General features: G+C 63.5%; 25 protein-coding genes. 10 read left to right on the top strand and 15 right to left on the bottom strand.

The genetic code is table 11. The annotated features are described in order from the left end of the window. Positions 1–10 precede the first annotated feature (10 nt). The 3 genes from holA to leuS all read right to left on the bottom strand — a co-directional run bounded on the left by holA (position 11) and on the right by leuS (position 4361). A complete protein-coding gene (gene holA / locus ACLEJP_RS22635; RefSeq protein ID WP_289129793.1) occupies positions 11–1048 on the bottom strand; it encodes a DNA polymerase III subunit delta in 1038 nt (345 codons plus the stop codon). Between the two features lie 39 nt (positions 1049–1087). Continuing rightward, the gene (locus ACLEJP_RS22630) at positions 1088–1693 is read right to left on the bottom strand and encodes an LPS-assembly lipoprotein LptE (RefSeq protein WP_289129796.1); all 606 of its coding nucleotides are present in this window, start codon (positions 1691–1693) and stop codon (positions 1088–1090) included. A 61-nt stretch (positions 1694–1754) separates the two neighbouring features. After that, positions 1755–4361 (bottom strand): leucine--tRNA ligase, encoded by a 2607-nt coding sequence (gene leuS / locus ACLEJP_RS22625; protein WP_440810084.1) that lies wholly within the window; start codon positions 4359–4361, stop codon positions 1755–1757. Between the two features lie 227 nt (positions 4362–4588). Here leuS and ACLEJP_RS22620 point away from each other — a divergent pair, with 227 nt between their 5' ends. Then, positions 4589–4903 (top strand): hypothetical protein, encoded by a 315-nt coding sequence (locus ACLEJP_RS22620; RefSeq protein WP_170032865.1) that lies wholly within the window; start codon positions 4589–4591, stop codon positions 4901–4903. A gap of 137 nt (positions 4904–5040) precedes the next feature. Beyond that, entirely contained in the window at positions 5041–5802 is a 762-nt protein-coding gene (locus ACLEJP_RS22615) for a YdcF family protein (RefSeq protein WP_440810081.1), read from the top strand. Between the two features lie 125 nt (positions 5803–5927). Here ACLEJP_RS22615 and lnt read toward each other — a convergent pair whose 3' ends face one another. Genes lnt through ACLEJP_RS22595 form a run of 4 tightly spaced genes read right to left on the bottom strand, consistent with a single transcriptional unit; the run spans position 5928 to position 9783 of the window. Then, on the bottom strand, positions 5928–7445 hold the full coding sequence (gene lnt / locus ACLEJP_RS22610; protein ID WP_440810079.1) for an apolipoprotein N-acyltransferase: 1518 nt from the start codon (positions 7443–7445) through the stop codon (positions 5928–5930). 8 nt (positions 7446–7453) lie between these two features. Continuing rightward, on the bottom strand, positions 7454–8293 hold the full coding sequence (locus ACLEJP_RS22605; RefSeq protein ID WP_186686596.1) for an HlyC/CorC family transporter: 840 nt from the start codon (positions 8291–8293) through the stop codon (positions 7454–7456). 25 nt (positions 8294–8318) lie between these two features. Continuing rightward, the gene (gene ybeY / locus ACLEJP_RS22600; RefSeq protein WP_440810076.1) at positions 8319–8792 is read right to left on the bottom strand and encodes an rRNA maturation RNase YbeY; all 474 of its coding nucleotides are present in this window, start codon (positions 8790–8792) and stop codon (positions 8319–8321) included. Next, on the bottom strand, positions 8785–9783 hold the full coding sequence (locus ACLEJP_RS22595; protein ID WP_225779358.1) for a PhoH family protein: 999 nt from the start codon (positions 9781–9783) through the stop codon (positions 8785–8787). The genes ybeY and ACLEJP_RS22595 overlap by 8 nt, the downstream gene beginning before the upstream one ends. A 250-nt stretch (positions 9784–10033) precedes the next feature. Here ACLEJP_RS22595 and ACLEJP_RS22590 point away from each other — a divergent pair, with 250 nt between their 5' ends. Next, positions 10034–10360 (top strand): DUF1820 family protein, encoded by a 327-nt coding sequence (locus ACLEJP_RS22590; protein WP_170032856.1) that lies wholly within the window; start codon positions 10034–10036, stop codon positions 10358–10360. A gap of 3 nt (positions 10361–10363) precedes the next feature. Here ACLEJP_RS22590 and ACLEJP_RS22585 read toward each other — a convergent pair whose 3' ends face one another. The 4 genes from ACLEJP_RS22585 to ACLEJP_RS22570 all read right to left on the bottom strand — a co-directional run bounded on the left by ACLEJP_RS22585 (position 10364) and on the right by ACLEJP_RS22570 (position 13934). Then, positions 10364–10909: a tetratricopeptide repeat protein gene (locus ACLEJP_RS22585; RefSeq protein WP_186686599.1), complete on the bottom strand. Its 546-nt coding sequence runs from the start codon at positions 10907–10909 to the stop codon at positions 10364–10366. A 288-nt stretch (positions 10910–11197) separates the two neighbouring features. Continuing rightward, entirely contained in the window at positions 11198–12481 is a 1284-nt protein-coding gene (hemL, locus tag ACLEJP_RS22580; RefSeq protein ID WP_440810072.1) for a glutamate-1-semialdehyde 2,1-aminomutase, read from the bottom strand. 18 nt (positions 12482–12499) lie between these two features. Next, positions 12500–13123, bottom strand: coding sequence for a thiamine phosphate synthase (gene thiE, locus ACLEJP_RS22575; RefSeq protein WP_440810069.1), 624 nt, complete (start codon positions 13121–13123; stop codon positions 12500–12502). 13 nt (positions 13124–13136) lie between these two features. Beyond that, positions 13137–13934 carry a hydroxymethylpyrimidine/phosphomethylpyrimidine kinase gene (locus ACLEJP_RS22570; protein WP_186686602.1) on the bottom strand — a complete coding sequence of 266 codons (798 nt, stop codon included), beginning with the start codon at positions 13932–13934 and terminating at the stop codon, positions 13137–13139. 265 nt (positions 13935–14199) lie between these two features. Between ACLEJP_RS22570 and ACLEJP_RS22565 the strand changes: the two genes are divergently transcribed. The 6 genes from ACLEJP_RS22565 (at position 14200) to ACLEJP_RS22540 (ending at position 21556) form a co-directional block, all read left to right on the top strand. Continuing rightward, positions 14200–16191, top strand: a complete 1992-nt coding sequence (locus ACLEJP_RS22565) for a sensor histidine kinase (RefSeq protein WP_440810067.1) — start codon at positions 14200–14202, stop codon at positions 16189–16191. A gap of 241 nt (positions 16192–16432) precedes the next feature. Then, entirely contained in the window at positions 16433–16912 is a 480-nt protein-coding gene (locus ACLEJP_RS22560) for a hypothetical protein (RefSeq protein WP_440810064.1), read from the top strand. A gap of 66 nt (positions 16913–16978) precedes the next feature. Beyond that, the gene (locus tag ACLEJP_RS22555; protein ID WP_440810061.1) at positions 16979–17458 is read left to right on the top strand and encodes a hypothetical protein; all 480 of its coding nucleotides are present in this window, start codon (positions 16979–16981) and stop codon (positions 17456–17458) included. 213 nt (positions 17459–17671) lie between these two features. Beyond that, positions 17672–19324 carry an acyl-CoA dehydrogenase family protein gene (locus tag ACLEJP_RS22550; RefSeq protein WP_440810058.1) on the top strand — a complete coding sequence of 551 codons (1653 nt, stop codon included), beginning with the start codon at positions 17672–17674 and terminating at the stop codon, positions 19322–19324. A gap of 123 nt (positions 19325–19447) precedes the next feature. Beyond that, entirely contained in the window at positions 19448–20911 is a 1464-nt protein-coding gene (gene amn, locus ACLEJP_RS22545; RefSeq protein WP_289129830.1) for an AMP nucleosidase, read from the top strand. A 6-nt stretch (positions 20912–20917) separates the two neighbouring features. Further along, a complete protein-coding gene (locus ACLEJP_RS22540) occupies positions 20918–21556 on the top strand; it encodes a pseudouridine synthase (protein WP_440810056.1) in 639 nt (212 codons plus the stop codon). A 34-nt stretch (positions 21557–21590) separates the two neighbouring features. Here the strand turns inward: ACLEJP_RS22540 and ACLEJP_RS22535 are convergent, their stop codons facing one another. Then, positions 21591–21794, bottom strand: a complete 204-nt coding sequence (locus tag ACLEJP_RS22535) for a DUF2788 domain-containing protein (protein WP_023631482.1) — start codon at positions 21792–21794, stop codon at positions 21591–21593. A 54-nt stretch (positions 21795–21848) separates the two neighbouring features. Further along, positions 21849–22325, bottom strand: a complete 477-nt coding sequence (locus ACLEJP_RS22530) for an Lrp/AsnC family transcriptional regulator (RefSeq protein ID WP_003249795.1) — start codon at positions 22323–22325, stop codon at positions 21849–21851. 395 nt (positions 22326–22720) lie between these two features. Here ACLEJP_RS22530 and ACLEJP_RS22525 point away from each other — a divergent pair, with 395 nt between their 5' ends. Then, positions 22721–23503, top strand: a complete 783-nt coding sequence (locus tag ACLEJP_RS22525; protein ID WP_440810052.1) for a DUF6515 family protein — start codon at positions 22721–22723, stop codon at positions 23501–23503. Between the two features lie 40 nt (positions 23504–23543). Here ACLEJP_RS22525 and ACLEJP_RS22520 read toward each other — a convergent pair whose 3' ends face one another. Further along, positions 23544–24416 (bottom strand): cation diffusion facilitator family transporter, encoded by an 873-nt coding sequence (locus tag ACLEJP_RS22520; RefSeq protein ID WP_440810050.1) that lies wholly within the window; start codon positions 24414–24416, stop codon positions 23544–23546. Positions 24417–24438: 22 nt separating this feature from the next. Beyond that, positions 24439–24858: a polyribonucleotide nucleotidyltransferase gene (locus tag ACLEJP_RS22515; RefSeq protein ID WP_440810047.1), complete on the bottom strand. Its 420-nt coding sequence runs from the start codon at positions 24856–24858 to the stop codon at positions 24439–24441. Positions 24859–24939 lie beyond the last annotated feature (81 nt).

Below are 24939 nucleotides of genomic sequence, written 5' to 3'. Positions count from 1 at the left end.
GCGGCCTCAGTTACTCCGGGGGAAGCGCCAGCCGCTGCCCAGCCATCAACAGCGCCAGCCGCGCCAGGCCGGTCCACGGCGAGCCCTCGGCCTGCCCCTTGATCTGCGCATCGATACGCTGGGCATCCTGCAGCAACTGCGCCCAGCGCTGTGCCGACAGGCGCTGCAGGGCTTTGCTGACCAGCGGTCGGCGTTTGTCCCAGATCGGCGGGCGCGCCTGGCTGAAGGCCTTGTCCAGCGGCACGCCCTGGCTGAACTGCTGGGCCAGCCCGGCCAGTTGGCGCAGTTCACGGGCCAACGCCCAGAGAATCACCGGGGGCTCCACGCCTTCACCGCGCAAGCCTTCGAGCATGCGCAGGGCATGCGCAGCTTCGCCATTGAGAATGGCATCGACCAGGCCGAAGACATCGAAGCGGGCGCTGTCGGCGACAGCCGCCTGCACGGTCTCCACGGTAATCTGGTTGCCCTCGGCCAGCAGCTTCAGCTTTTCGATTTCCTGCGCGGCCGCCAGCAGGTTGCCTTCGACGCGCGCAGCTATCAGGTCGACGGCGTCACGCTGTGCCGACAGGCCGGCCTGTTGCAGGCGCTGGTTGATCCACTGTGGCAGCTGCTGCACATCCACCGGCCAGATCTGGATGAACTGACAATGCGGGCCTTCTATCAACGCCTTGCCCCACTTGGTCTTCTGCGCGCTGCCGTCGAGCTTGGGCAGGCTGACCAGCAGCAGGGTGTCCTCGGCGGGGTTGGCGCAATATTCCATCAGCGCGGCGGCACCCTTGTCACCGGGCTTGCCGGAGGGTAGCCGCAGCTCCAGCAGGCGCCGCTGGGCGAACAGCGACAGGCTGGCACCGGCCTGAAGCAAGGTGCCCCAGTCGAAGTTGGCGTCGGCACTGAACACCTGGCGTTCGTCGAAGCCCTGCTGGCGGGCAGCGTTACGGATGGCGTCGGCGGCTTCCTGACACAGCAGCGGGTCGTCGCCACTGACCACGTAGACCGGTGCCAGTGCGCCTTGCAGGTGCTTGTTGAGTTGGGCGGGGGCGAGCTTCATGGCGAGCAGGCGGGGCACCCGAAGGTACCCCGTTCGGGCTTAGTTGCCCGGCACTTCCAGTGGCGACTGCTGAGGCGTTTCGGCCTGCTGTCGGCGGGCAGCCTCCAGCGCGGCGGCTTCGGCCTTGGCACGCTCGTCGGCCTGACGCTGCAGTTCGTCCAGCTGCGACGGGGTCAGCAACTGCAGGCGAGCCATCATCGCATTGACCAGATCGCGGCGCATTTCCTCACGGGCGCGGTTGGCTTCCTGCTCCGAACCAGTGATGTTCGAGCCGTCACGCAGGTAGATCTTGCGCACTTCCAGCTTGTCGCTCGTCAGCTCCAGGTTGTTCAGGCCCTGGATGCTGTAGTTCAGCACGGTGGTCAGCTCGTACTCGGCGGTACGGTTGCCGCTGTTGTAGGTTGCCGAGCGCTCGCGCTCCTGCTCGTTGGTCAGCACCAGGCGGTACGGTGCGCCGGCGTGCACGTTGACGCCGTTGCGTTCCAGCGTTTCACGCAGTTGGACCACGGTCGGGCCGTAGGCGTTGCGTGCGCTGACGTCCATCTCCTTCACGCTCAGCTCGGTGGAGCCGGTGCCGCGCAGCTGGAAACCGCAGGCGCTGAGCATGACCGCCAGGCCAATTACCAGCAAATTGCGTTTGATCATGTTGTTGCTCCCTTGTGGGCCTGTTCCGCCCGTCCGCAGTGGCTGCGGGCGGGCGTTGCCATCAGTTGGCTACGATGTTGACCAGCTTGCCCGGTACCACGATGACCTTGCGGATGGTCAGGCCATCGATGAAGCGCAGGACGTTCTCGTTGCTGCGCGCAGCCGCTTCGATTTCTTCACGGCTGGCGGCGGCCGGCATTTCCACCTGGCCACGCAGCTTGCCGTTGACCTGCACCACCAAGGTGACGGTGTCCTGTACCAGGGCCGCTTCGTCGACGGCTGGCCAGCTGGCGTCGATGACCGCCTGCTGGTGACCCAGCTGTTGCCACAGCTCGTGGGAGATGTGCGGGGTGATCGGGGCCAGCAGCAGGGTGACGGCTTCGAGGCCTTCGTGCAGCAGGGCACGGTCCTGTTCGGTGGCCTGCGGGGCCTTCTCCAGCACGTTCATCACGGTCATCACCTGGGCGATGGCGGTGTTGAACTTGTGGTACTGGCCGACGTCGATGCTGGCCTGCTTGATGGCGGCATGGATGGCGCGGCGAATGACTTTCTGCGCGTCGTCCAGGGCGGCGACGTCCAGCTTGCCCGGCAGGCCCTGGGCGACGTGGGCCTGGGCCAGGCGCCAGACGCGACGCAGGAAGCGGCTGGCACCTTCGACGCCGGAATCGGACCATTCCAGGCTCATGTCGGGTGGCGAGGCGAACATCATGAACAGGCGGCAGGTGTCGGCGCCGTACTGGTCGATCATCGATTGCGGGTCGACGCCGTTGTTCTTCGACTTCGACATCTTCTCGGTGCCGCCGATTTCAACCGGCAGGCCGTCGGTTTTCAGGCGTGCGCCGATGATCTTGGCCTTGGCATCGCGCTCGACCTCGACATCGGCCGGGTTGAACCAGTCCTTGCCGCCGTTGCTGGCCACACGGTAATAGGTTTCGGCAACTACCATGCCCTGGGTCAGCAGGTTCTTGAACGGCTCGTTCGAGGTAACCAGGCCTTCGTCACGCATCAGCTTGTGGAAGAAGCGCGCGTACAGCAAGTGCAGGATCGCGTGCTCGATACCGCCGATGTACTGGTCGACCGGCAGCCAGTGGTTGGCCGCTTTCGGGTCGACCATGCCACCTTCGTAGTTCGGCGAGGCGTAGCGGGCGAAGTACCAGGACGATTCGACGAAGGTGTCCATGGTGTCGGTTTCGCGCTTGGCTGCGGCGCCACATTTCGGGCAGCTGCATTCGTAGAATTCCGGCATGCGCGCCAGCGGCGAACCGGCACCGTCCGGCACCACGTTCTCCGGCAGGGTGACCGGCAGCTGGTCTTCCGGCACCGGTACGTCGCCGCAGGACGGGCAGTGGATGATCGGGATCGGGCAGCCCCAGTAGCGCTGGCGGCTGATGCCCCAGTCGCGCAGGCGGAACTGGGTACGCGACTTGCCCAGCTCCTTGCGGATCAGGGCCGCTTCGATGGCGTCGAAGGCGCCGGCGAAGTCCAGGCCGTCGAACTCGCCGGAGTTGATCAGCTGGCCGTGCTCGCCATAGGCGGCCAGCCATTCGCTGCCGACTTCGTCGCCGGCGCTGGTGCGCACCACCGCCTTGACCGGCAGGTTGTACTTGCGGGCGAACTCGAAGTCACGCTCGTCATGCGCCGGCACGGCCATTACAGCGCCATCACCGTAGTGCATCAGCACGTAGTTGGCGACCCACACCGGCAGCTTCTCGCCGGTCAGCGGGTGCTCGACCAGCAGGGAAGTGGCCATGCCCTTCTTCTCCTGGGTGGCCATGTCGGCTTCGGCAACGCTGCCGCTCTTGCATTCGTCGATGAACGCCTGCAGCGCCGGGTTGCCCTGGGCGGCCTGGGTGGCCAGCGGGTGCTCGGCGGCGACCGCGACGTAGGTGGCGCCCATCAGCGTGTCTGGGCGGGTGGTGAAGACCTTGAGGGTGCCGGCGTGGCCAATGCTGGCCTGGTCGTAGGGGAACTGCACTTCCATGCCGCGCGACTTGCCGATCCAGTTGCGCTGCATGGTCTTGACCTGTTCAGGCCAGCCCGGCAGCTCGTCGAGGCTTTCCAGCAGCTCGTCGGCGTAGTCGGTGATGCGGAAGTAGTACATCGGGATCTCGCGCTTCTCGATCAGCGCGCCCGAACGCCAGCCACGGCCGTCGATGACCTGCTCGTTGGCCAGTACGGTCTGGTCCGCCGGGTCCCAGTTCACGGTGCCGTTCTTGCGGTAGATGATGCCTTTCTCGAACAGGCGGGTGAACAGCCACTGCTCCCAACGGTAGTAGTCAGGCTTGCAGGTGGTGACTTCACGTGCCCAGTCGATGGCCAGGCCCAGGCTCTTGAGCTGGGTCTTCATGTAGTCGATGTTTTCGTACGTCCACTTGGCCGGGGCGACGTTGTTCTTCATCGCCGCGTTTTCCGCGGGCATGCCGAAAGCGTCCCAGCCCATCGGCTGCAGCACGTTCTTGCCCAGCATGCGCTGGTAGCGGGCAATCACGTCACCGATGGTGTAGTTGCGCACGTGGCCCATGTGTAGCTTGCCGCTCGGGTACGGGAACATCGACAGGCAGTAGTAGGTGTCCTTGCCTGGCTGTTCGGTAACAGCGAACGATTGTTGCTCGTCCCAGAACTTCTGGGCGGCGGCTTCGATATCACGGGGCGTGTATTGTTCGTGCATGGCTACTTTTTGCTGAGAGGAAAGAGACCTTGTTCCAGGCAGCGGAACCTCGCTGCGTCCGGCACTCCGGCTTCATTTAGAGTGAACGCCGTAGCATACAGCAGCGCCGCGCGTCGTGGGAAACCTTCATTGCTTATGCCCGCTGGTCGCGGCACGCGGCTGCTTTTCGCAACAACGCTAAGCTCAGGTGTGGGGGGAGATATTCTTATCTTCAATGAGGTGAACGGATGGGAGAGACGCAGCTACCCGCAATCAAACCGGAGCTATACGAACGCTTGATCGACCGGCTTGGCCTGGCACTGGAAGTGGCCAGGACCTCGGTGCGATTGCGCGACGAAATGCCAGCCGAACTGGAGTTGCGTGGCCTGAGCCATGCGGAGTTCGAACTGATCAAGGCCTACCTGGATTCCCTCCCGGAGCGCCACAATGCCTGTGTCGGCAGTTACCCACAAGCGGAGCCGACATCGGCCAAGATCATCTGGCTCAAGGACAAGAAACGCCCCGCCAGTTCGGCGAGATCCAGGACGCTGCCGCATCGCTAGCCGTTCAGGGACGCCAGGCGCAGGCTACAGGGCGCCGGTTCATTCAACCTTGCACATATCATGATCGGCGCCGGTGGCAACCTTGTTGACCGGCGTCGATCCTTCTAGGCTGCACGCCTGACCAGGAGGTGTGGCCGATGGCTGTCCGATTCTTCATCAAACAATGGTTGATGCCACCGGGCATCCTGTTCCTGCTGCTGTTGGCGGCGTGGTGGCTGCGCGCGCGACGGCCGCGGCTGGCTGCGTTGTGCTTTGTCGTGGGCCTGGCCGGCCTGTGGTTGATGAGCTTGCCGCTGGTGATGCAGCAAACGGCACGGGTGCTGGAGACGGAGCCGCCGCTGGCAGTGAATGACTGGGCGGGCCTGGCAAGCCGGGCAGATGCCATCGTGGTGCTGGGCGCCGGGCGTGAACGCGGTGACCCGGCCTGGGGCGGTAGCGACCAGCCCACGGCCATCGCCCTGGAGCGCATGCGCTTTGCCGCACGGCTGGCCAAGGCCTCGGGCCTGCCGGTGCTGACCAGTGGTGGCTTGCACCATGGCTCGCCACCGAGCGAGGCGCGGTTGATGGCTGAATGCCTGCGGGAAGATTTCGGCGTCGAGGTGAAATGGCGGGAGGAGGGCAGCCGTACCACCTGGGAGAACGCCCAGCTGTCGGCCAGGCTGCTGCAGCCGTTGGGAATCCGCCGGGTGGTCGTGGTGACCCAGGCGTGGCACATGCAGCGCTCGCGCTGGAGTTTCGAGCAGGCGGGGTTCCAGGTGGTACCGGCGCCGGTCGGGTTCCTCGGGCGTGATCATGCGCGGCCGTTTGCCGGGTTGCTGCCGGAAAGCCGGGCGCTGTGGCAAAGCGGACAGTTGCTCAATGAAGTCGCGGGGTTAGTGGGGTATCGGCTGTTCTACTGAGCCTTGTGTTGCCTGTGCCGGCCTCTTCGCGGGTGAACCCGCTCCCACAGGTACACCGCAGGCCATGGGCTTGTGCGGTCCCTGTGTGAGCGGGTTCACCCGCGAAGAGGCCAGTACAGGAAAACTCAAACGGTCCTGGCAATGCGCCCCGCCAGCAACGCCCAACCCAGCAGCACTGCACAGACGATCGCCAGCGGCCACGAGCGCCATTGCAGGTACGGCGTCAGTTGCTGCATCGGCACCACCTCGCCATACAGCACCGCCTGCTGGAACTGCGGAACCTGGGTGGTAATGCGGCCAAACGGGTCGATCAGCGCAGTCACGCCGTTGTTGGTGGCGCGGATCATCCAGCGCCCGGCCTCCAGTGCACGCATCTGGGCCATCTGCAGGTGTTGCAACGGGCCGATCGAGGTGCCGAACCAGGTGTCGTTGCTGATGGTCAGCAGCAGCTCGCTGCGGGCAGCCAGGCTGGCGGCGAACTCGGGATAGACCACCTCATAGCAAATGTAAGGCGCGATCTGATAGCCCTTTGCCTGCAATAGCGGCTGGTCTTCCGGCCCGCGGGCGAAGTCCGACATGGGCAGGTTGAAGAACTCGATCAAGCCACGCAGCATGTCCTGCAGCGGCACGTACTCGCCAAACGGCACCAGCTTCTGCTTGAGGTAGGTGCCATCGCCTTCACCGGTGACGGTGATGCCGTTGTAATAGCGACGCTGGTGATGCACGACCTCACGCACCGGCACACCGGTGATCAATGCCGAATTCCGCCCGGCGGCGAAGCGGCCCATCACGTCGATGTAGCCCTGGGCCTGGTCCTTGAGCACCGGTACGGCAGTTTCCGGCCAGACCAGCAGGTCCACCGGCCGGGAACTGAAGCTCAGGTCACGGTATAGCGCCAGTTGCGCATCGATGTGCGCCGGGTCCCATTTCAGTTCCTGCGCGACGTTGCCCTGGATGGCCGCGACCTTCAGCGGCTCGCCTGCCGGTTTGGTCCAGGCATGGCCCTTGAGCGCCAGGCCCAGCACCCATGGCGCCAGCAACAGCAGGCAGGCCACGGCCAGGAACGAGGGGCGCGTGCGCAGGCGGTGCAGGTTGCACAGCAGGGCGGCGCTCAGGGCCAGGGCGAAGGAGATCAGCCAGACACCGCCGAGCGGGGCCAGGCCGGCCAGCGGGCCGTCCAGCTGGCTGTAACCGGCGTAGAGCCAGGGGAAACCGGTCAGGAACCAGCCGCGGAAGGCTTCTTGCAGCAGCCACAGGGCGGCGAAGCACAGGGCGTCGGCCAGGGGCGCTTCAGTGCGCCGCAACCAGCGTGCCCACAGCCAGGTGGGCAGGGCAAAGAACCAGGCCAGGGCGGCGAAGAACGCCAACAGCAGCAGGATCGCCAGCAACGGCGAGGCGCCGCCGTAGGTGTTCATGCTGACGTAGATCCACCAGGTACCGGCGCCATACAGGCCGAAGCCGAACCACCAGCCACGCCACATGGCCTGGCGCGGGCTGAGCTCGCGCAGGCCAAGGTAGAGCACGGCGATGGACAGCAAGGCCAACGGCCAGATGTCGAATGGCGCCAGGGCCAGGAGGGTCGAAGCGCCGGCCGCCAGGGCCAGCAGGTTACCGGGCCAGCCGGGGCGGGTGATCCAACGCATGTTCGTCCTTAACGGGTGATCGGTGTCAGGCGCAGCAAGTGTATCCGCCGGCTGTCGGCGTTGAGAATACGGAACTTGTAGGGCCCGATCTCGGTGGTTTCGTTGCGCTTGGGCAGGTGGCCGAAGGCGCTCATCACCAGGCCGCCCACCGTGTCGAACTCGTCATCGGAGAATTCGCTGTCGAAGAACTCGTTGAAGTTCTCGATCGGGGTCAGTGCCTTGATCAGGAAGTCGCCGCTTGGCAGTGGCTTGATGTAGCTGTCTTCCTCGACGTCATGCTCGTCCTCGATGTCGCCGACGATCTGTTCCAGCACGTCTTCGATGGTGACCAGGCCAGCCACGCCGCCGTACTCGTCGATGACGATGGCCATGTGGTTGTGGTTGGCGCGGAATTCGCGCAGTAGCACGTTCAGGCGCTTGGACTCGGGCACGAAGGTGGCCGGGCGCAGCAGGTCCTTGATATTGAAGCTGTCACCGTTCTCCTTGAGGATCAGCGGCAGCAGGTCCTTGGCGAGCAGGATCCCCAGCACATCATCATGGCTTTCGCCGATCACCGGGTAGCGCGAGTGCGCAGCGTCGATCACTGCCGGCAGGAACTCGCGTGGCGACTGACTGGCCTTGATGCTGATCATCTGCGAACGCGGCACCATGATGTCCCGCACCTGCAGGTCGGCGACCTGGATGGCGCCTTCGACGATGGTCAGCGCTTCGCTGTCCAGTAATTTGTTCTGATGGGCTTCGCGCAGCAGCTCAAGCAGCTCCTGGCGGTTTTTCGGCTCATGGGCAAAAGCCTGGGTCAGTTTACCCAGCCAGGACTTCTGCCCGTTGCTCGATCGATCTTCGCTCATGGCGGTTCTCGTGATCCTTCGTGTATCAGTGTGTGATTGAGTCGGTTTCATCGTCGGCGTAAGGGTCGGGGTGACCCAGTTCTGCCAGCAATTCCCGTTCCAGGCCTTCCATCTCCTCGGCTTCCTCATCCTCGATGTGGTCGTAGCCGAGCAGGTGCAGGCAGCCATGGATAACCAGGTGAGCCCAGTGCGCCTCGAGCGACTTGCCTTGTTCGGCCGCTTCGCGCTCGACCACCGGCACGCAGATCACCAGGTCGCCCAGCAACGGGATATCGAGCAGGTCGTCAGGGACGTCGGCCGGGAACGACAGCACGTTGGTCGCGTAGTCCTTGTGCCGGTAGGTGTGGTTCAGTTCACGCCCTTCGGCTTCGTCGACCAGGCGAATGGTCATTTCCGAGTCGGCGCTGCGCTGGCGCAGGGCCAGTTCGCACCAGCGGCGGAAAGCGATGTCATCCGGGGCGGCAGCATCCGTGGCCCGTTGAATGTCGAGTTCAAGCATCTTTGCCGGGCGCCTCGGGCTTGGCCTGGCGGGCATCGAAGCGGTCGTAGGCTTCGACAATGCGCTGCACCAGTGGGTGACGAACCACGTCTTTGGGCTGGAAGTGGGTGAAGCTGATTCCCGGAACGTCCTTCAACACTTCGATGACATGGGCCAGGCCCGACTTGGTGCCACGCGGCAGGTCGACCTGGGTGATGTCACCGGTAATGACCGCCGTGGAGCCGAAGCCGATACGGGTGAGGAACATCTTCATCTGCTCCAGCGTGGTGTTCTGGCTTTCGTCGAGGATGATGAAGCTGTTGTTCAGGGTGCGGCCACGCATGTAGGCCAGCGGGGCGATCTCGATCACCTGGCGCTCGATCAGCTTGGCCACGTGTTCGAAGCCGAGCATTTCGTACAGGGCATCGTACAGCGGGCGCAGGTACGGGTCGATCTTCTGGGCCAGGTCGCCGGGCAGGAAGCCGAGCTTTTCGCCGGCCTCGACCGCCGGGCGTACCAGCAGGATGCGGCGCACCTGTTCACGTTCCAGCGCGTCGACGGCGCAGGCCACGGCCAGGTAGGTCTTGCCGGTACCGGCCGGGCCGATGCCGAAGTTGATGTCGTTAGCCAGGATTTCCTTGACGTAGCGCTGCTGGTTGACACCGCGCGGGCGGATATTGCCCTTGCGCGTGCGCAGCGACACGCTGACCTCGTTGACTGCCGGATTGTCGATGTTTTCGACGGCCGATTCCTGCAGGTACAGGTGCACGGTTTCCGGCGACAGCTCGGTGGCCTTGGTTTCGCGGTAGAGACGGCGCAGCAGCTGCTCGGCGGCGGAGGTGGTCTTGGGTTCGCCGATCAGTTCGAACTGATTGCCGCGGTTGCGGATCTCGATGGCCAGGCGCTGTTCGATCAGGCGCAAGTGCTCGTCGAACTGGCCGCACAGGTTGGCGAAACGGTGGGCCTCGAAAGGTTCGAGGATGAAACGATGGGGTTGTATGGGTGCGTTCAAGGTCGTTTTTAGCCGCTCGACGGCAATGAAGGTGAACTCAAGAATAACCCTTGAATGGCAGTGGCGAAAGCACTGAAACGTCCAACGGTATGTACGGCCTGTTCCGGCCTCTTCGCGGGCCCGCCCGCTCCCACAGGTACCGCACCGCTTCGAAGGTGGGTGCAATACCTGTGGGAGCGGGCTTGCCCGCGAAGGGGCCGGTACAGGTATGATGCCCGCCTTTTCCTACGCATGTGTTATCCCGCCAAACATGAGCAAACGCGAACCCGCCATTTACAAGGTGATCTTCCTCAACCAGGGGCAGGTCTTCGAGATGTATGCCAAGCAGATCTACCAGAGCGACCTGTGGGGCTTCCTGGAAATCGAGGAGTTCGTCTTCGGCGAGCGCTCGCAGCTGGTGGTGGACCCGAGCGAAGAAAAGCTCAAGAGCCAGTTCGACGGGGTAATCCGCAGTTTCGTGCCGCTGCATTCGATCGTGCGCATCGATGAGGTGGAGCGCCTGGGCACCGCCAAGATCAGCGAAGCCAAGGGCGGCGGCAACGTGATGCCGTTCCCCATGCCGATGCCGGAGAAGTGACTTTCAGGGAAGTGGCGAGAACGGTGTGCGCCCTTCGGCGTTCTGCAGTTCCAGCAAGTATTTGCGGAAGATCTGGCCGAGCACCTGGGTGGCATGCTCCAGCTCGTCGCGGGGCATTTTCTCGGTCACTTCGTCAGCCATGTCCAGCGCATCCTCGGCGCCGTTGACCGCGGCCATCTTCAACAGGATGTAAGCCTGCACGTTGTTGGCCTTGACCCCTTCGCCACGGTAGAACATGGCACCCAGGCGGTACTGGGCTTCGGCATGGCCTTGCAGCGAGGCCTTCTGCAACCAGTCCAGGGCTTTGTCGAGGTTTTTCGGGGTTTGCGAGTAGTAGTAGTCGCCGAGTTCGAACTGCGCCTGGGCGTCCCCCGCCGTCGCCGTCTGTTCGCAGGCCTTCAGGGCGTTTGCCAGGTCTTCAGGCTGCACGTTCAAGGTGCAGCGGCCCGTCGCCGGAATCAGCAACGAGTTACCGCCCTCTGCCAGGGCCAGCAGGGGCTGAAGAAGCAACAGGCAGCCCAGGGTCAGGGCGCGGCCGGTGCGGTTCATGGGGATCGACTTACCTCTGCAAAGCTGCGGCCAATGTCTCTGGTGGCACATTATGGGATAAGCAGCGCCAACCTTACAAAGTTTTACTCGATTTTCTGCTTGGTTGGGGAAGTCAGCTGATTGTGCCGGGGGGCTTATTGCCTGTACCGGCCTCTGTGGGAGCGGCCTTGTGTCGCCAAAGGGCTGCGAAGCAGCCCCGGCAATCGGTGCATTACTGCTGAAGCCCGGGGCCGCTTTGCGGCCCTTTCGCGACACAAGGCCGCTCCCACAAAAACACGGTGCAGCGCGTTACTTCAGCGCTGCAAAAGCCTTTTCCGCCGCATCCAGGGTGATCTGCAGCTCCTTGTCACCATGGGCGATGGAGGTGAAGCCCGCCTCGAATGCGCTCGGTGCCAGGTACACGCCACCGTCGAGCATCAGGTGGAAGAAGCGCTTGAAGCGCTCGGCATCGCTGGCCATCACGTCGTCGAAGGTAACGATGTCGTCGGCGCCGCTGAAGTACAGGCCGAACATGCCACCAGCCTGGGTGGTGACGAACGGCACGCCAGCAGCATCGGCGCGCTGTTGCAGGCCGTCGAGCATGCGGCTGGTGTAGTCGGTCAGCTCGGCGTGGAAGCCTGGGCGGCTGATCAGCTTCAGGGTGGTCAGGCCGGCGGCCATGGCCAACGGGTTGCCCGACAGGGTGCCGGCCTGGTAGACCGGGCCGAGCGGGGCGATGCAGCCCATGATTTCGCGCTTGCCGCCGAAGCAGCCGACCGGCATGCCGCCGCCGACGATCTTGCCGAAGGTCGACAGGTCCGGCTTGATGCCGTAGTGGCCCTGCGCGCCACCCAGGGAAACGCGGAAACCGGTCATCACTTCGTCGAAGATCAGTACCACGCCGTGCTTGTCGCACTGCTCACGCAGGCCTTCGAGGAAACCGGGCGCCGGCGGGACGCAGTTCATGTTGCCGGCCACCGGCTCGACGATGATGCAGGCCACGGTCTGGCCGACTTCTGCCAGGGTCTTCTCGACGGCGGCGATGTCGTTGAATGGCAGGGTCAGGGTGTGCTTGGCGAAGTCCGCCGGTACGCCAGCCGAGCTCGGCACGCCCTGGGTCAGCAGGCCGGAACCGGCTTTTACCAGCAGGCTGTCGGAGTGGCCGTGGTAGCAGCCTTCGAACTTGATGATGGCGTCCCGGCCGGTGTAGCCACGGGCCAGGCGGATGGCGCTCATGGTGGCTTCGGTGCCGGAGCTGACCATGCGCACCATTTCCATCGATGGCACCAGCGAGCAGACCAGGTCGGCCATTTCGGTTTCCATGGCGGTCGGCGCGCCATAGGACAGGCCGTGCTCCAGCTGCTTGCGTACCGACTCCAGTACCTGCGGGTGACCGTGGCCGAGGATCATCGGGCCCCACGAGCCGACGTAGTCGACGTAGCGCTTGTCGTCCTCGTCAACGACGTAGGCGCCTTCGGCATGCTTGAAGAACAGCGGCGTGCCGCCAACGCTCCGGAAAGCGCGGACCGGCGAGTTGACGCCACCGGGGATGTGCTTCTGGGCTTGGGCGAACAGGGCTTCGGAACGGGACATGGGGAAGGTTCTCTCGAATCAGGATGCGAACAAGGCGTTGAAGGCGCGGGCGCGGCGGGTGACTTCCTGCGCGCTGTCGGCACCGAACAGGCCGTGGATCACCGCCAGCAGGTCGGCACCATGGGCAACCAGCGGGGCAGCGTTGTCGAGGGTAATGCCACCGATCACCGCGATCGGCAGTTTCACCTGGGCACGGGCCTGCGCCAGCAGTTCGATGTTGGCAGCGGGGGCGCCCGGTTTGGTGACGGAATTGAAGAACCGGCCGAAGGCTACGTAGCTGGCACCTTCGCGGGCAGCCTGGACGGCCAGGTCCAGGTTGGCGTGGCAGGTGGAACCGATGATCGCCTGGCGGCCGAGCAACGCGCGAGCCGGGGTCAGCGGGCCGTCGGTCTGGCCCAGGTGCACGCCGACGCCCAGGCGCGCGGCCAGTTCAGCGTCGTCATTGATGATCAGCTGGGTGCCGTAGCGCTCGCAGAGCTTCATCAGCCCCTCGGCTTCGCGCAGGCGCCGGGCTGCGTCATCGCTCTTGTCGCGGTACTGCAGCAGGCACACGCCGCCTTCCAGCGCCGCTTCGACATGCGAAAAGAAACGGCCGGCGAGGAGCTGGCTGTCGGTGATGGCGTACAGACCGCGTAGCTTCATTGAAGGCCTCGTATCAGGAGCAGAAATCCAGCGGCAGGCGACGCGGCACGAACTGGCCTTTGCCCAGCTGCTCGGCGTCACGCAAGGTGCGCCAGGTGTAGTCCAGGGCGCTGCGCACGGCGCTGTCCAGTTGTTCGCCCAGGGCCAGGCGCCCGGCCAGGGCGCTGGCCAGGGTGCAGCCGGAGCCATGATAGCTGCCCGGCAGGCGCTGGCAGGTCCAGGTATGGCGCTGGCCGTCGCGGCTGTACAGGCGGTTGTGAATTTCGTCCTCGTCGCCGTGACCGCCGGTAATCAGCAGGTGTCTACAGAACGGCAACAGTTTCTCGGCACACTCATCGGCGCTGCCCTCGGGCAGCTCGGCGAGGATGCGCGCTTCAGGCAGGTTCGGCGTGGCGATGGTCGCCAGCGGCAGCAGGCGCTCACGCAGGGCGTAGCCCACTTCGTCCTTGCCCAGACGGCCACCACCACCGGCCCGCAGCACCGGGTCGCAGACCAGCGGCAGGTGCGGGTGCGCGGCCAGCAGTTCGGCGACGGTGTCGACCATCTCGATCGAGCCGAGCATGCCCAGCTTGACGGCGGCTACCGTGGAGTCGGCCAGCACGGCGTTGGCCTGGGCCAGCACCCACTCGCGGTCGAGCACGCGGAAGTCGGAAACGTTGACGGTATCCTGCACGGTCAGGGCAGTCACCGCGGGCGCGGCATGACAGCCTTGGGCGAGCAGGGCTTCGATATCTGCCTGCAGGCCGGCGCCGCCACTGGGGTCGTGGCCGGAGAGACAGAGGACAACGGGGCGGGAGCTGTAGATATTCATGGTCGGCGAGCTTACCACCAATCCTGTTTGGGCGGATCGTCCTACAAACCGGTTTTGCTGGCCTAATGGTCAGAATTGTATTCTGTGTTCATCTGAAAGCATTGATATAGAGCCGTTTCCGTCAAGTTGAAGGTGGCTCGTTGCTGGCATGGAAAGCTATGCTAGAGTGCTCGGATAACTCGATAAACGGGCTTTGCCGGATTTCGTCGTCTCAAAAGGAAGGGAGGCCATCGCGACGCGACCGAGCAGGCCATGCTGGGGCTGTATGCGTAATTTGCTGATTTTGCTTCTGGGCTTGCTGCCCATGTTGGCCGGCGCCGTCGACTTCGACGCACAAACCCGGCACCTTCCTTTGGGCAAGGTCATGCAGGTGTACGAAGACCGTGAGGGCAGCGCGAGCATCGCTCAGGTCAGTGCGCCCGTTTTCGCCAGCCGCTTTCGCACCCACCATGCCGATGTATTGAACGCCGGCTACTCGACTTCGGTGTTCTGGCTCAAGATCGACCTGCGCTATGTCGCCTCGGCCGACGCCCTGCCGCGCCAGTGGCTGCTGGAGCTGGCCTATCCACCGATGGACCACCTCGAGCTGTACCTGCCGGGCAGCGATGGTCAGTTCCGCCTGGCCCAGCGCACCGGCGATGCCTTGCCCTACGACAGCCGGCAGATCCGCCAGAACAACTACCTGTTCGAACTGCCGCTCAAGCCCGGCCAATCGACTACCGCCTACCTGCGCCTGCACAGCCAGGGTTCGCTGCAGGCGCCGCTGTCGCTGTGGTCGGCCGAAGCCTATATGGAAGACCAGCCCACCCGCTTGTACGTGCTGGGCATGATCTACGGCGTGCTGCTGGTGATGCTGGTGTACAACCTGTTCATCTACCTCAGCGTGCGGGACGTCAGTTACCTCTACTATATCCTCTACATTGCCTCGTTCGGCTTGTATCAGGTGTCGGTGAACGGTGCGGGCGTTTCCTACTTCTGGCCGGACAGCCCGTGGTGGGCCAACGCCGCAACGCCGCTGTTCATTGGCGCTGCGGGCCTGTTCGGTTGCCAGTTCGCGCGTCACTTCCTGCAACTGGGCAAGATCAGCCGTAGCTTCGACCGCCTGCTGCAGTTGTTGATGCTCGGTGGCGTGCTGGTGATGGTGTTGTCGGTGAGCATGCGCTACGGCATCGCCTTGCGCATGGCCACCGTGCTGGCCTTGCTGTTCACCGTGAGCATCTTTGCCGCCGGGTTGTATGCCTGGGTGCGTGGCCTGCGCGTGGCGCGCTGGTTCATCATCGCCTGGACGGCGTTTCTGCTCGGCGGGCTGGTCAATACCCTGATGGTGCTGGGTTACCTGCCCAACCTGTTCATCACCATGTATTCCAGCCAACTGGGGTCGGCACTGGAAGTGGCGTTGCTGTCGCTGGCGCTGGCCGACCGCATCAACAGCATGCGCGAACAGCAGGCGCAAACCCTGCGTGATACCGGCGAGGCGTTGGAGCAGATGAACCAGCAACTGGCCAGGAGCAATCACCTGAAGGATGAGTTCCTCGCCACGGTTACCCATGAACTGCGCACACCGATGAATGGCGTGATCGGCTCGTTGGAACTGATGCACACACTGCCCATGAGTGCCGAGATGGCCCAGTACCACCGCACCGCGGTCGGCTCGGCCCAGGACATGATGGACATGGTCGACGACATTCTCACCTTGACCGAACTGCAGGCCGGTCGCATGCGCCTGCAGGCCCTGCCGTTCAGTCTGCGGCGCACGCTGCAGGACCTGCGTGCCAGCTATGCCGGAACGGCCCTGGGCAAGGGCTTGTACCTGAGCCTGGACATCCCTGCCGAGTTGCCGGACCAGTTGCTGGGCGATGCGCAGAAAGTGGCCCGCTGCCTGGGCTGCCTGGTGGACAACGGCCTGAAATTCACCCACCACGGCGGGGTGATGGTGCAGGTTCGCGGTCGTCGGCTTGGGCCGGACAGTCTGGCGTTGACCTTCACCACCAGCGACAGCGGCATCGGGTTCGATGATCTGGACCAGGCGATCCTCTACCAGCGCTTCTTCCAGGTAGATGGCTCGATGACCCGGCGCTATGGCGGGCTCGGGATCGGCTTGTCGATCTGCCGGCAACTGGCAGAGTTGCTTGGCGGCAGGCTGTCCCATGAATCGACAAGGGGCCTGGGCAGCCGTTTCGAGCTGACCTTGACCATGGCGATTGCCCAGGTGCAGATGCCGCCGGACCCGGCGATTTCACGGGCTGGACGATTCTGAAGGCACAGCTTTGGTGATGGCAGTCGCGGCCGCTTCTGCAGTGATCTCGTGTGCTTGAAAAACTAGCATTTTTACCAGTTGTGCAGTCTTTCTACCTTAGTGACACTGTGCCGTGTTCAGTGTACGCATCAGGATAATCTTGTTAGCGGCGCGAACACGTCAGTGACGGGTAATATTTCGGAAATGTTTCGTCTCGGCGGTCTTGCATCTAATGCATGCCTAACTCTGCGAGGGATGTCGTATGTCTGGTGAGCAGGATTTTAAACAAGTAAAAGCTGGAACACGGTATGACGGTAGAGAAGATACACCGCTCGACGGATGGATTCTCCGGCCTACCTTCACAAGCGAAAAACATCCAAACCCCCAAGTTGTATTCAGTGGTGACCCAGATGTGGGGAATGTCCTTCAGTGGGACAATTCGGGGGATCAAGATAAGGTCGATCTTTGGTTCCTCTTAAGTGGTGTTGGCTCGCACCTTACACAGTCGCTCAAGGTGACATTTGACCTGGAAACGTCAGGGAAAGCTCCGGACGCTGTTTATTTGCATTGGGAAGGGGGATTCGCCAAAGAGGAAGTTTTAATTTCCAACAAACTAAGCTTCACGTTGAAAGCACCGAACGGTGCACGCGTTTCGGAGAAGTATGGGGCATTTGTTCTCAGGGTTGAGAATGACAATCGTTCGGTTATGAAAATCGGCTGTTTGCGCTGGGAATATGTTTAACACGCGCCAGTTTCGGCTCGGCGGTCGTGCATCTAACTCATGCCTAACTCTGCGAGGAATGTCGTAATGTCTGGTAATACGGATTTTAAAAACGTAGCAGCTGGGACAGTGTATGACAGTGAAAAGGATACATTGCTTGACGGATGGATTCTCCGGCCTATCTCCAAGGAGGACAGAAAACCAGTCCCCCAAGTTGTATACAGTGGTGAACCAACTGTGGGGAATGTCCTTCAATGGACCAATTGGTGGGATCCGCGTGAGGACCAACTTTGGTTCCTGTTAAGCGGTATTGACTCGACGCTCGAAAAGCCGCTCCAGGTGAAATTTGAAGTTGAGGTGCTTGGGGAACTTCCGCATCATGTTCAGTTGAATTGGGAAAAAGGAACTGACAAACAGGAAATGCACACTCCCGATAGGCAAATCTATACGATGACAGCACCGGTCGGTGCGCAGGCTTGGGAGATTCATAAGGCGTTTGCTCTTAGGTTTTATTGTCCCGGACTCACGACTCTGAGAATCAGTTACTTGCAGTGGGAATATGTTTAACACGCGTTAAGTCAAGTTGCCATCGCCGTCTGGTTGCATCTTTTGCCGCCAGGGGGCGATGTGCCTGGAATCTATTCTTCTCTTGGCGCCCCTCCGATGCCTGTAATCCCCTTGTACTCACTGCGGCGCGTTTAGTCACATTTGTCACTTTCAGAGCCACCCGCGGAATGCTTCACTGGGCCTTTCATGCCTGCCCGGATCCAGGAGCTTCCAATGAACCTGCACCAGTACGCTGAAACCCACGAAGTCATCAACCAGCCGCCGCCGCTCGATGGCGCGAACCTCTACCGCCTCGACCTGCCGCTGCAGGAGTGGTCACGGCGTTTCGGGGCCGACTGGGCCGAAGCGCGGATTGACGCCTATGGTGCCCTGGCCGGGGGGCCGCTGATGGCCGCAGGCTTCCTGGCCAATGCGCACAAGCCGGCATTCAGCAGCCACGACCGCTTCGGCCACCGTATCGACCTGGTGGAGTTCCACCCCGCCTATCACGAACTGATGCGCACCGCCGTCGAACACGGGCTGCCATCGTTGCCCTGGGCCGAACCTCGCCCCGGTGCCCACGTGGCCCGAGCGTCGATGACCTACCTGCATAGCCAGGCCGAAGCCGGTACCGGCTGCCCGCTGACCATGACCTTCGCCGCGGTACCGGCCCTCAGGCTGCAACCGGAGCTGGCCGAATACTGGCTGCCGAAGATCCTCGCCCGCGAATACGACCCACGCAATGTCGGCGACCGGCACAAGGCTGGCGTTACCCTTGGCATGGCCATGACCGAGAAGCAGGGCGGCACCGATGTGCGCGCCAACACTACCCGTGCCTACCCGGTCGGCAGCCCCGGCCCTGGACAACCTTACGAGCTGGTCGGGCACAAGTGGTTCTGTTCGGCGCCGATGTGCGATGCCTTCCTGACCCTGGCGCAGACCGAGAAAGGCCTGAGCTGCTTCCTGCTGCCGCGCCACCGTCCGGACGACAGCCGCAACCAGTTCTATATCCAGCGCTTGAAGAACAAGCTGGGCAACCACTCCAATGCCTCCAGCGAGGTGGAGTTCCGCGGCGCCCTGGCGTGGATGGTCGGGGAAGAAGGGCGGGGCGTGCCGACCATCATCGAAATGGTGGCCATGACCCGCTTCGACTGCATGGTCGGCTCCAGTGCCCTGATGCGCCAGGCGTTGACCCAGGCGGCCCACCACTGCGCGCACCGCAAGGTTGGCGGGCGGGTGCTGAACGAGCAGCCATTGATGCAGAACGTGCTGGCTGACCTGGCTCTGGAAAGCGAGGCGGCACTGGCCTTGAGCCTGCGCATGGGGCAGGCGCTGGAACAGCTGGACGACCCGCAGCAGGCGCATTTCGCCCGCCTGGTGACAGCGGTGGGCAAGTACTGGATCTGCAAACGTGCGCCAGCCATGATCAACGAGGCTGCCGAATGCATGGGCGGCGCCGGTTATGTAGAGGACAGCATCCTGCCACGGCTGTACCGCGAGGCGCCGGTCAACTCGACCTGGGAAGGTTCGGGCAACGTGCAGTGCCTGGATGTGCTGCGTGCGTTGTCGAAGGAGCCAGGTGTGCTCGATGCGTTGTTCGCCGAATTGGGCGACGGTCACGGCGACCCGCGTCTGGCTGCGCATATCGGCAACCTCAAGGGCGCGTTTGCCGACACCGGCGACCTGCAATATCGCGCGCGGCAACTGACCGAGGACATTGCCCTGGCGCTGCAGGCCAAGCTGTTGCTGGAGGCAGGGAATGCGGTAGTGAGTGATGCGTTCATCGACAGCCGCTTGACCGGCGGTGGCCGGGTTTACGGCGCCTTGCCGCGCGGGGTGAATGTGCAGGCTCTGGTGACGCGGGCCACGCCAGCCTGGAGCAACTGAGCTGGCGAGGCCCGTATCACCAGTCTTGCGCTGGCCCGCTGATCAACACCGATCAATGGGGGTGTATTTAGCCACGAAGGCAGGCAAGATGGTTTACAGGCATGTCCAGACAGGAAGCACAGTGTGAGCCAAGCGTTTGTAGTCGTTGATACCCCCGAACAGGCCGTCGACCGTCTGGCGGCCTTGCATGACCAGGCCACCGGGGCCCTCAGCCAGGCCCTCAAGCGTTACCTGAAGGACCGTACCGAGCCGGACGCCGAAGCGCGCGACCTGTTCCGCTACCCCGCGCTACGCCTGACCTACTACAGCCACGGTGAAGTCGCCGCCACCACGCGGGCCTATGCCAAGGTGCAGGTAGCCGGTACCTACAGCGTCACCATCACCCAGCCGGCCGCGTTCCGTGCCTATCTGCTGGAGCAGCTGCGCCCGCTGATGCACGACTACACGGTGACGGTAGAGGTCGGCGTCAGCGAGCAGAACATCCCTTACCCCTACGTCGTCGACCAGGGTGACGAGCTGGCCGGCAGCGGCATTACCGCCGCCCAGTTGGCGCGGGTATTCCCCAGCACCGACCTGTCGGCGGCCACCGATAATATTGCCGACGGCCTGTACGACTGGGGTGGCGCCGATACCCTGCCGCTGGCGCTGTTCGATGCTGCGCGGGTCGACTTCTCGCTGCGCCGCCTGGTGCACTACACCGGTAGCGACTGGCGCCACGTGCAGCCGTGGATCCTGCTGACCAACTACCACCGCTATGTCGACCAGTTCATCAGCCACGGGCTTGACCAGCTGCGTGACGACCCGCGCTTCGTGCGCATGGTCCTGCCGGGCAACGTGGTGATCGAAAAAGGCATGGACCACGGTGAAACCCAGGCCCTGGTGGCCAGTGTCGTGTGGCACCGCTACCAGATGCCGGCCTACCACCTGATCGCCGCTGACGGCGATGGTGTCACCCTGGTCAACATTGGCGTCGGCCCGTCCAATGCCAAGAACATCACCGACCACCTGGCCGTGCTGCGCCCGCACTGCTGGTTGATGATCGGCCACTGCGGCGGCCTGCGGCAGTCGCAGACCATCGGCGACTATGTGCTGGCACACGCCTACATGCGCCGTGATGGCATCCTCGACCGGGTGGTGCCACCGAACATTCCGATTCCGGCGTTGGCCGAGGTGCAACTGGCCTTGCAGGAAGCCGCGGCGCAGGTCACCGGCGAGCGTGGCGAACAGCTGAAGAAGCGTTTGCGTACCGGCACCGTGCTGACCTACGACGACCGCAACTGGGAACTGCGCTGGGCTCAGGAGCGGCCGCTGATCAACCTGTCGCGGGCCGTGGCGGTAGACATGGAAAGCGGCACCATTGCCGCCCAGGGTTACCGCTTGCGCGTGCCATACGGCACCTTGCTGTGTGTTTCCGACAAGCCGCTGCACAGCGAAATCAAGCTGCCGGGTTCGGCCAACGCGTTCTACAACCGGGCGGTCAGCCAGCACCTGAAGATCGGCATTGCCGCGCTCGACCTGCTGCGTACCGAGCTCAACTCGCTGCACTCGCGTAAACTGCGCAGTTTCGATGAGCCGCCGTTCCGCTGAGGCCCCATGTCACTGCCCCCCCGTTCCAAGCCGCGCCGCCCCCAGGCGCGGCCTGCCACCGGCCCGCGTCGCCAGCCCAAGGCGCCCCCGGCCGAGCCACGCCTGATCCTGTTCAACAAACCGTTCGATGTACTGACCCAATTCAGCGACGGCGACGGACGTGCGACGCTCAAGGACTTCATCGACATCCCCGGTGTGTACCCGGCCGGGCGCCTGGACCGCGACAGCGAGGGCTTGTTGCTGCTGACCAACGACGGTGGCCTGCAGGCGCGCATCGCCGACCCGAAGCACAAGCTGGCCAAGACCTATTGGGTGCAGGTGGAAGGGCAGCCGAGCGAGGAGCAGTTGCAGCGCTTGCGTGACGGCGTGGCGCTGAATGACGGGCCGACCTTGCCGGCCGAGGCGCGCTGCCTGGAAGCGCCCGAGCTATGGCCGCGCAACCCGCCGGTGCGCTTTCGCAAGAGCGTGCCGACCAGCTGGCTGGAGCTGGTGATCCGCGAGGGACGTAACCGCCAGGTGCGGCGGATGACGGCGGCGGTAGGGTTGCCGACCTTGCGCCTGGTGCGGGTGCGGATCGGCGATTGGGCGCTGGATGGGCTGGAGCAGGGCTGCTGGCGCGAAGTCCCGGCAAAGTTGCCGCGTTAGCGGGGCCGCTTTGCGCTCCCGGCTTCCTCCAGCCCTACACCCCTTCGAGAAACCCCACCACCACGCTCTTGATGATAAAGGCCAACACCCCCAGCCCCAGCACGAAGAACAGGATCAACGTACCGAACCTGCCTGCCTTGGACTTCTTCGCCAGGTCCCAGACGATGAAGCCCATGAAAGCGATCAGCACGGTGACCAGGATGATCATCATCCACTCTTCGAATACGGCGGGATCCATCAGTGTTCTCCAGGCAGGCTGAGCAGCCGAGTATACGCCGGCTGGCGTGAACGTTCAGCGCAGGTGGGTCAACGGCAGCTCGGTGCTGGCCAGCACCTGGTTGAGCACGAAGCTCGAGCGTACGCTGGTGACGCCTTCGATACGGGTCAGGCTGCCCAACAGGAGCTTCTGATAGTGGTCCATGTCCGGCACCACCACCTTCAGCTGGTAGTCGGCATCCATCCCGGTCACCAGGCTGCATTCGAGTACCTGTGGCAGGTTGCGGATGGCTGCCTCGAAGGTTTCGAAGCGCTCCGGGGTGTGGCGGTCCATGCCGATCAGCACGTAGGCGGTCAGGCTCAGGCCGAGTTTCTTGCGGTCGAGCAGGGCCACCTGGCGCGAGATGTAGCCATCGTCCTCCAGCTGCTTGACCCGACGCGAGCATGGCGATGGCGACAGGCCGATGCGTTCGGCCAGTTCCTGGTTGGAAATGCGCGCATCGCGCTGCAATTCGGCGAGGATGCTCAGGTCGTAGCGGTCAAGTTTGCTCATGCTTAATGCCTTTTCTGTTCCGATTGCGGCGAATTATCAATCCGGGGCGAAAAATTGCGCAAGTGCTATTTATCCGAGCAATCTTCGCAATCCGCTGTCGCACCCTGTCCGGTATCTTTATCAACAGAATCACTGCCCGGACATCAGTCCACGGCGACGCGCCCCAGGCGGGCGGTCGCGGCCAGCCATCCAACAGGATCCGCCAGGCCCCCGGGCTACACGCCTTCCAGAAGACGGTGTGAGGTGAGCCGGCGCCACAAGTGCCGAGCACGGACGACAATTTCTGAAGGGAGGCCCTGCGGCCTCCCTTTTTTCATGCCCGTGAAATTTCATTGGCCCGCGTGATGGGCGCGGTAGACTGGTTGCCGGCGCCGTTTTTTACCGAGAGGAATACCATGAAGTCGCGCATCTGGCAGTTGGCAGGTGTAGGTGTGTTTGCGGTGGGCATCAGCTTCGCGGCCATGGCCGAAGGGCCGGGCGAAACGCCTGCTCGTGCGCTCAATTCGCGCGACGAAGTGCAACAGACGCAACCGCCACGCCAAGGTTACTACCAGGACATTCCGCGTCGTCATGGTGATAACCGCTACTGGCAAGCCGGTGGCCCGGGGCAACGTCCCGGCGGCGACTGGCAGGGACGCCCGGATGGCCATGGCAATGGCTGGGGGCCTGGGCCGCAGTACCGCCCTGGGCACACCCTCGATCATTTCCCGGAACGTTACTGCAAAGTGCCCTACCGTGGTGATGACTATTTCTACTCCGGTGGCTACTGGTTCCGTCCGCAGGCGGGCCGGTATGTCGTGGTGACCCCGCCTTACGGCATGCGGGTCGATTACCTGCCGCCCTACGCGCGGGAAGTCTGGCTGGGCGGGGCGTTGTTCTTCGTGGTGGCCGACACCTATTACCAGTACCTGGCCGACCGCCGCGAGTATGTGGTGGTCAACCCGCTTGATATCGCGTCGCCCCCTGTGGACGGTGGTTATGATGTGTCGGCTTACCCGATGCGTGGGCAGGGTCAGGCGCAGCAGGACCAGGATCGTTACCAGTGCCACCGCTGGGCGGTCAGCCAGTCAGGGTTCGACCCGGCGACAGCGGCGTATGCGCCGCCGGCCAATGTGGCCGGTAACTACCGGCGAGCGCTGGGAGCCTGCTTCAGTGGCCGAGGCTACAGCATCAACTGACCCCGTCATGCTGCCTGCCCCGCCCGCATTGCCGGCAGGTTCACACCGGGTCGGCATGCACCATTACATCCGCCTGCGGATAGCGCTGACGGATGACTTCCGACGCCTTGACGCACAAGCCATGCGCTTCATCCAGCGGTAATTGCCCCGGCAGTTCCAGGTGCAACTGCACGAACCACTGGTTGCCTGACACCCGCGTACGCAGGTCGTGCACGCCTTTCACGCCCGGGATGGCCAGCACCAGCGTGGCCATCGCCTCGCCCACATCAGCGGGCAGTTCCTTGTCCATCAGGATGGCCGTGCTCTCTCTGGCAATCTGCAGCGCGCTCCACAGGATATAGGCGGCAATGCCCAGGCCGAACAGTGCATCCAGTTGCGGCCAGCCAAAGCGTGCCAGCAGCAACGCCAGGAGAATGCTGCCATTGAGCAGCAGGTCCGAACGATAGTGCAGGGAGTCGGCGCGCACCGCCGTGGAGCCGGTCACGTGGATGACCTTGGACTGCAAGGCCAGCAGGGCAAGTGTCAGCACCAGCGACAGCACCATCACCGCGATGCCGATGCTGGTATCGCCCAACGGTTTCGGGGTATGCAGGCGCTCGGCCGCCTGCACCCCGATGAGCACTGCACTGACCGCGATGAACAGCGCCTGTGCCATCCCGGCGAGGGCTTCGGCCTTGCCATGGCCGTAACGGTGGTCATCGTCGGCCGGGCGCAGGGCATAGTGCACGGCGAGCAGGTTGAGGAACGAAGCGACGGCGTCCAGTGCCGAGTCGGTCAGCCCAGCCAGCAGGCTCACCGAGCCGCTCAGCCACCAGGCCAGGGCCTTGCTCAGGACCAGGATGCTGGCCACCGCCAGGGACGCGCGCGTGGCCAGGCGCAGCAGGCGCTGGTGTTCAGCCGGGTTGGTGGTCATCCGTGATCGGTGTCCTTGTGGTTCAGGCCGCCGGTACCAGGCCCAGGGTGGCAAGTTGCTCGATGCTGCCGCGCTGCTGGATCAGCCGTGGGTCGTTCAACGGCAGGCGCTGGCCCAGTTCGCTCTCGAGAATGGCTTGCAGCTTCAGGTTGTCGACCTTGCCATCGGGGCCGACGGCGTCGCGCAATTTGACAGGGTCTACCTGGGCGCTGCGCCCGCCCGAGTAGTAGATGGCGCCCGTGGCGAAGTCGATGCCGAAGGCGATCAGCCCCGGAATTACATAGAACAGGATGCCGATGGCATCCATTGCGGCAACCACAGGGTCGATCTTGCCGCCGATCTGGCCGCGACGTTCCGGGTAAAGAATGGTGCCGCAGGCGGTCAGTTGGGTCAGCAAAGTGACGATGAGGGCGCCACCGATGACGCGGGTTGGGATGCGCATGTGAATCTCCGAAAAGGTGTTCAGCAGGGGCAAGCGAAACGCCTGCGCCTGAAGCTAAGACCATGATAGAGCAGGCTGGGT

The organism is Pseudomonas sp. SMV7, from assembly GCF_052041995.1.
Lineage (GTDB): Bacteria > Pseudomonadota > Gammaproteobacteria > Pseudomonadales > Pseudomonadaceae > Aquipseudomonas.
This window is presented reverse-complemented; position numbering and strand designations above follow the sequence as displayed.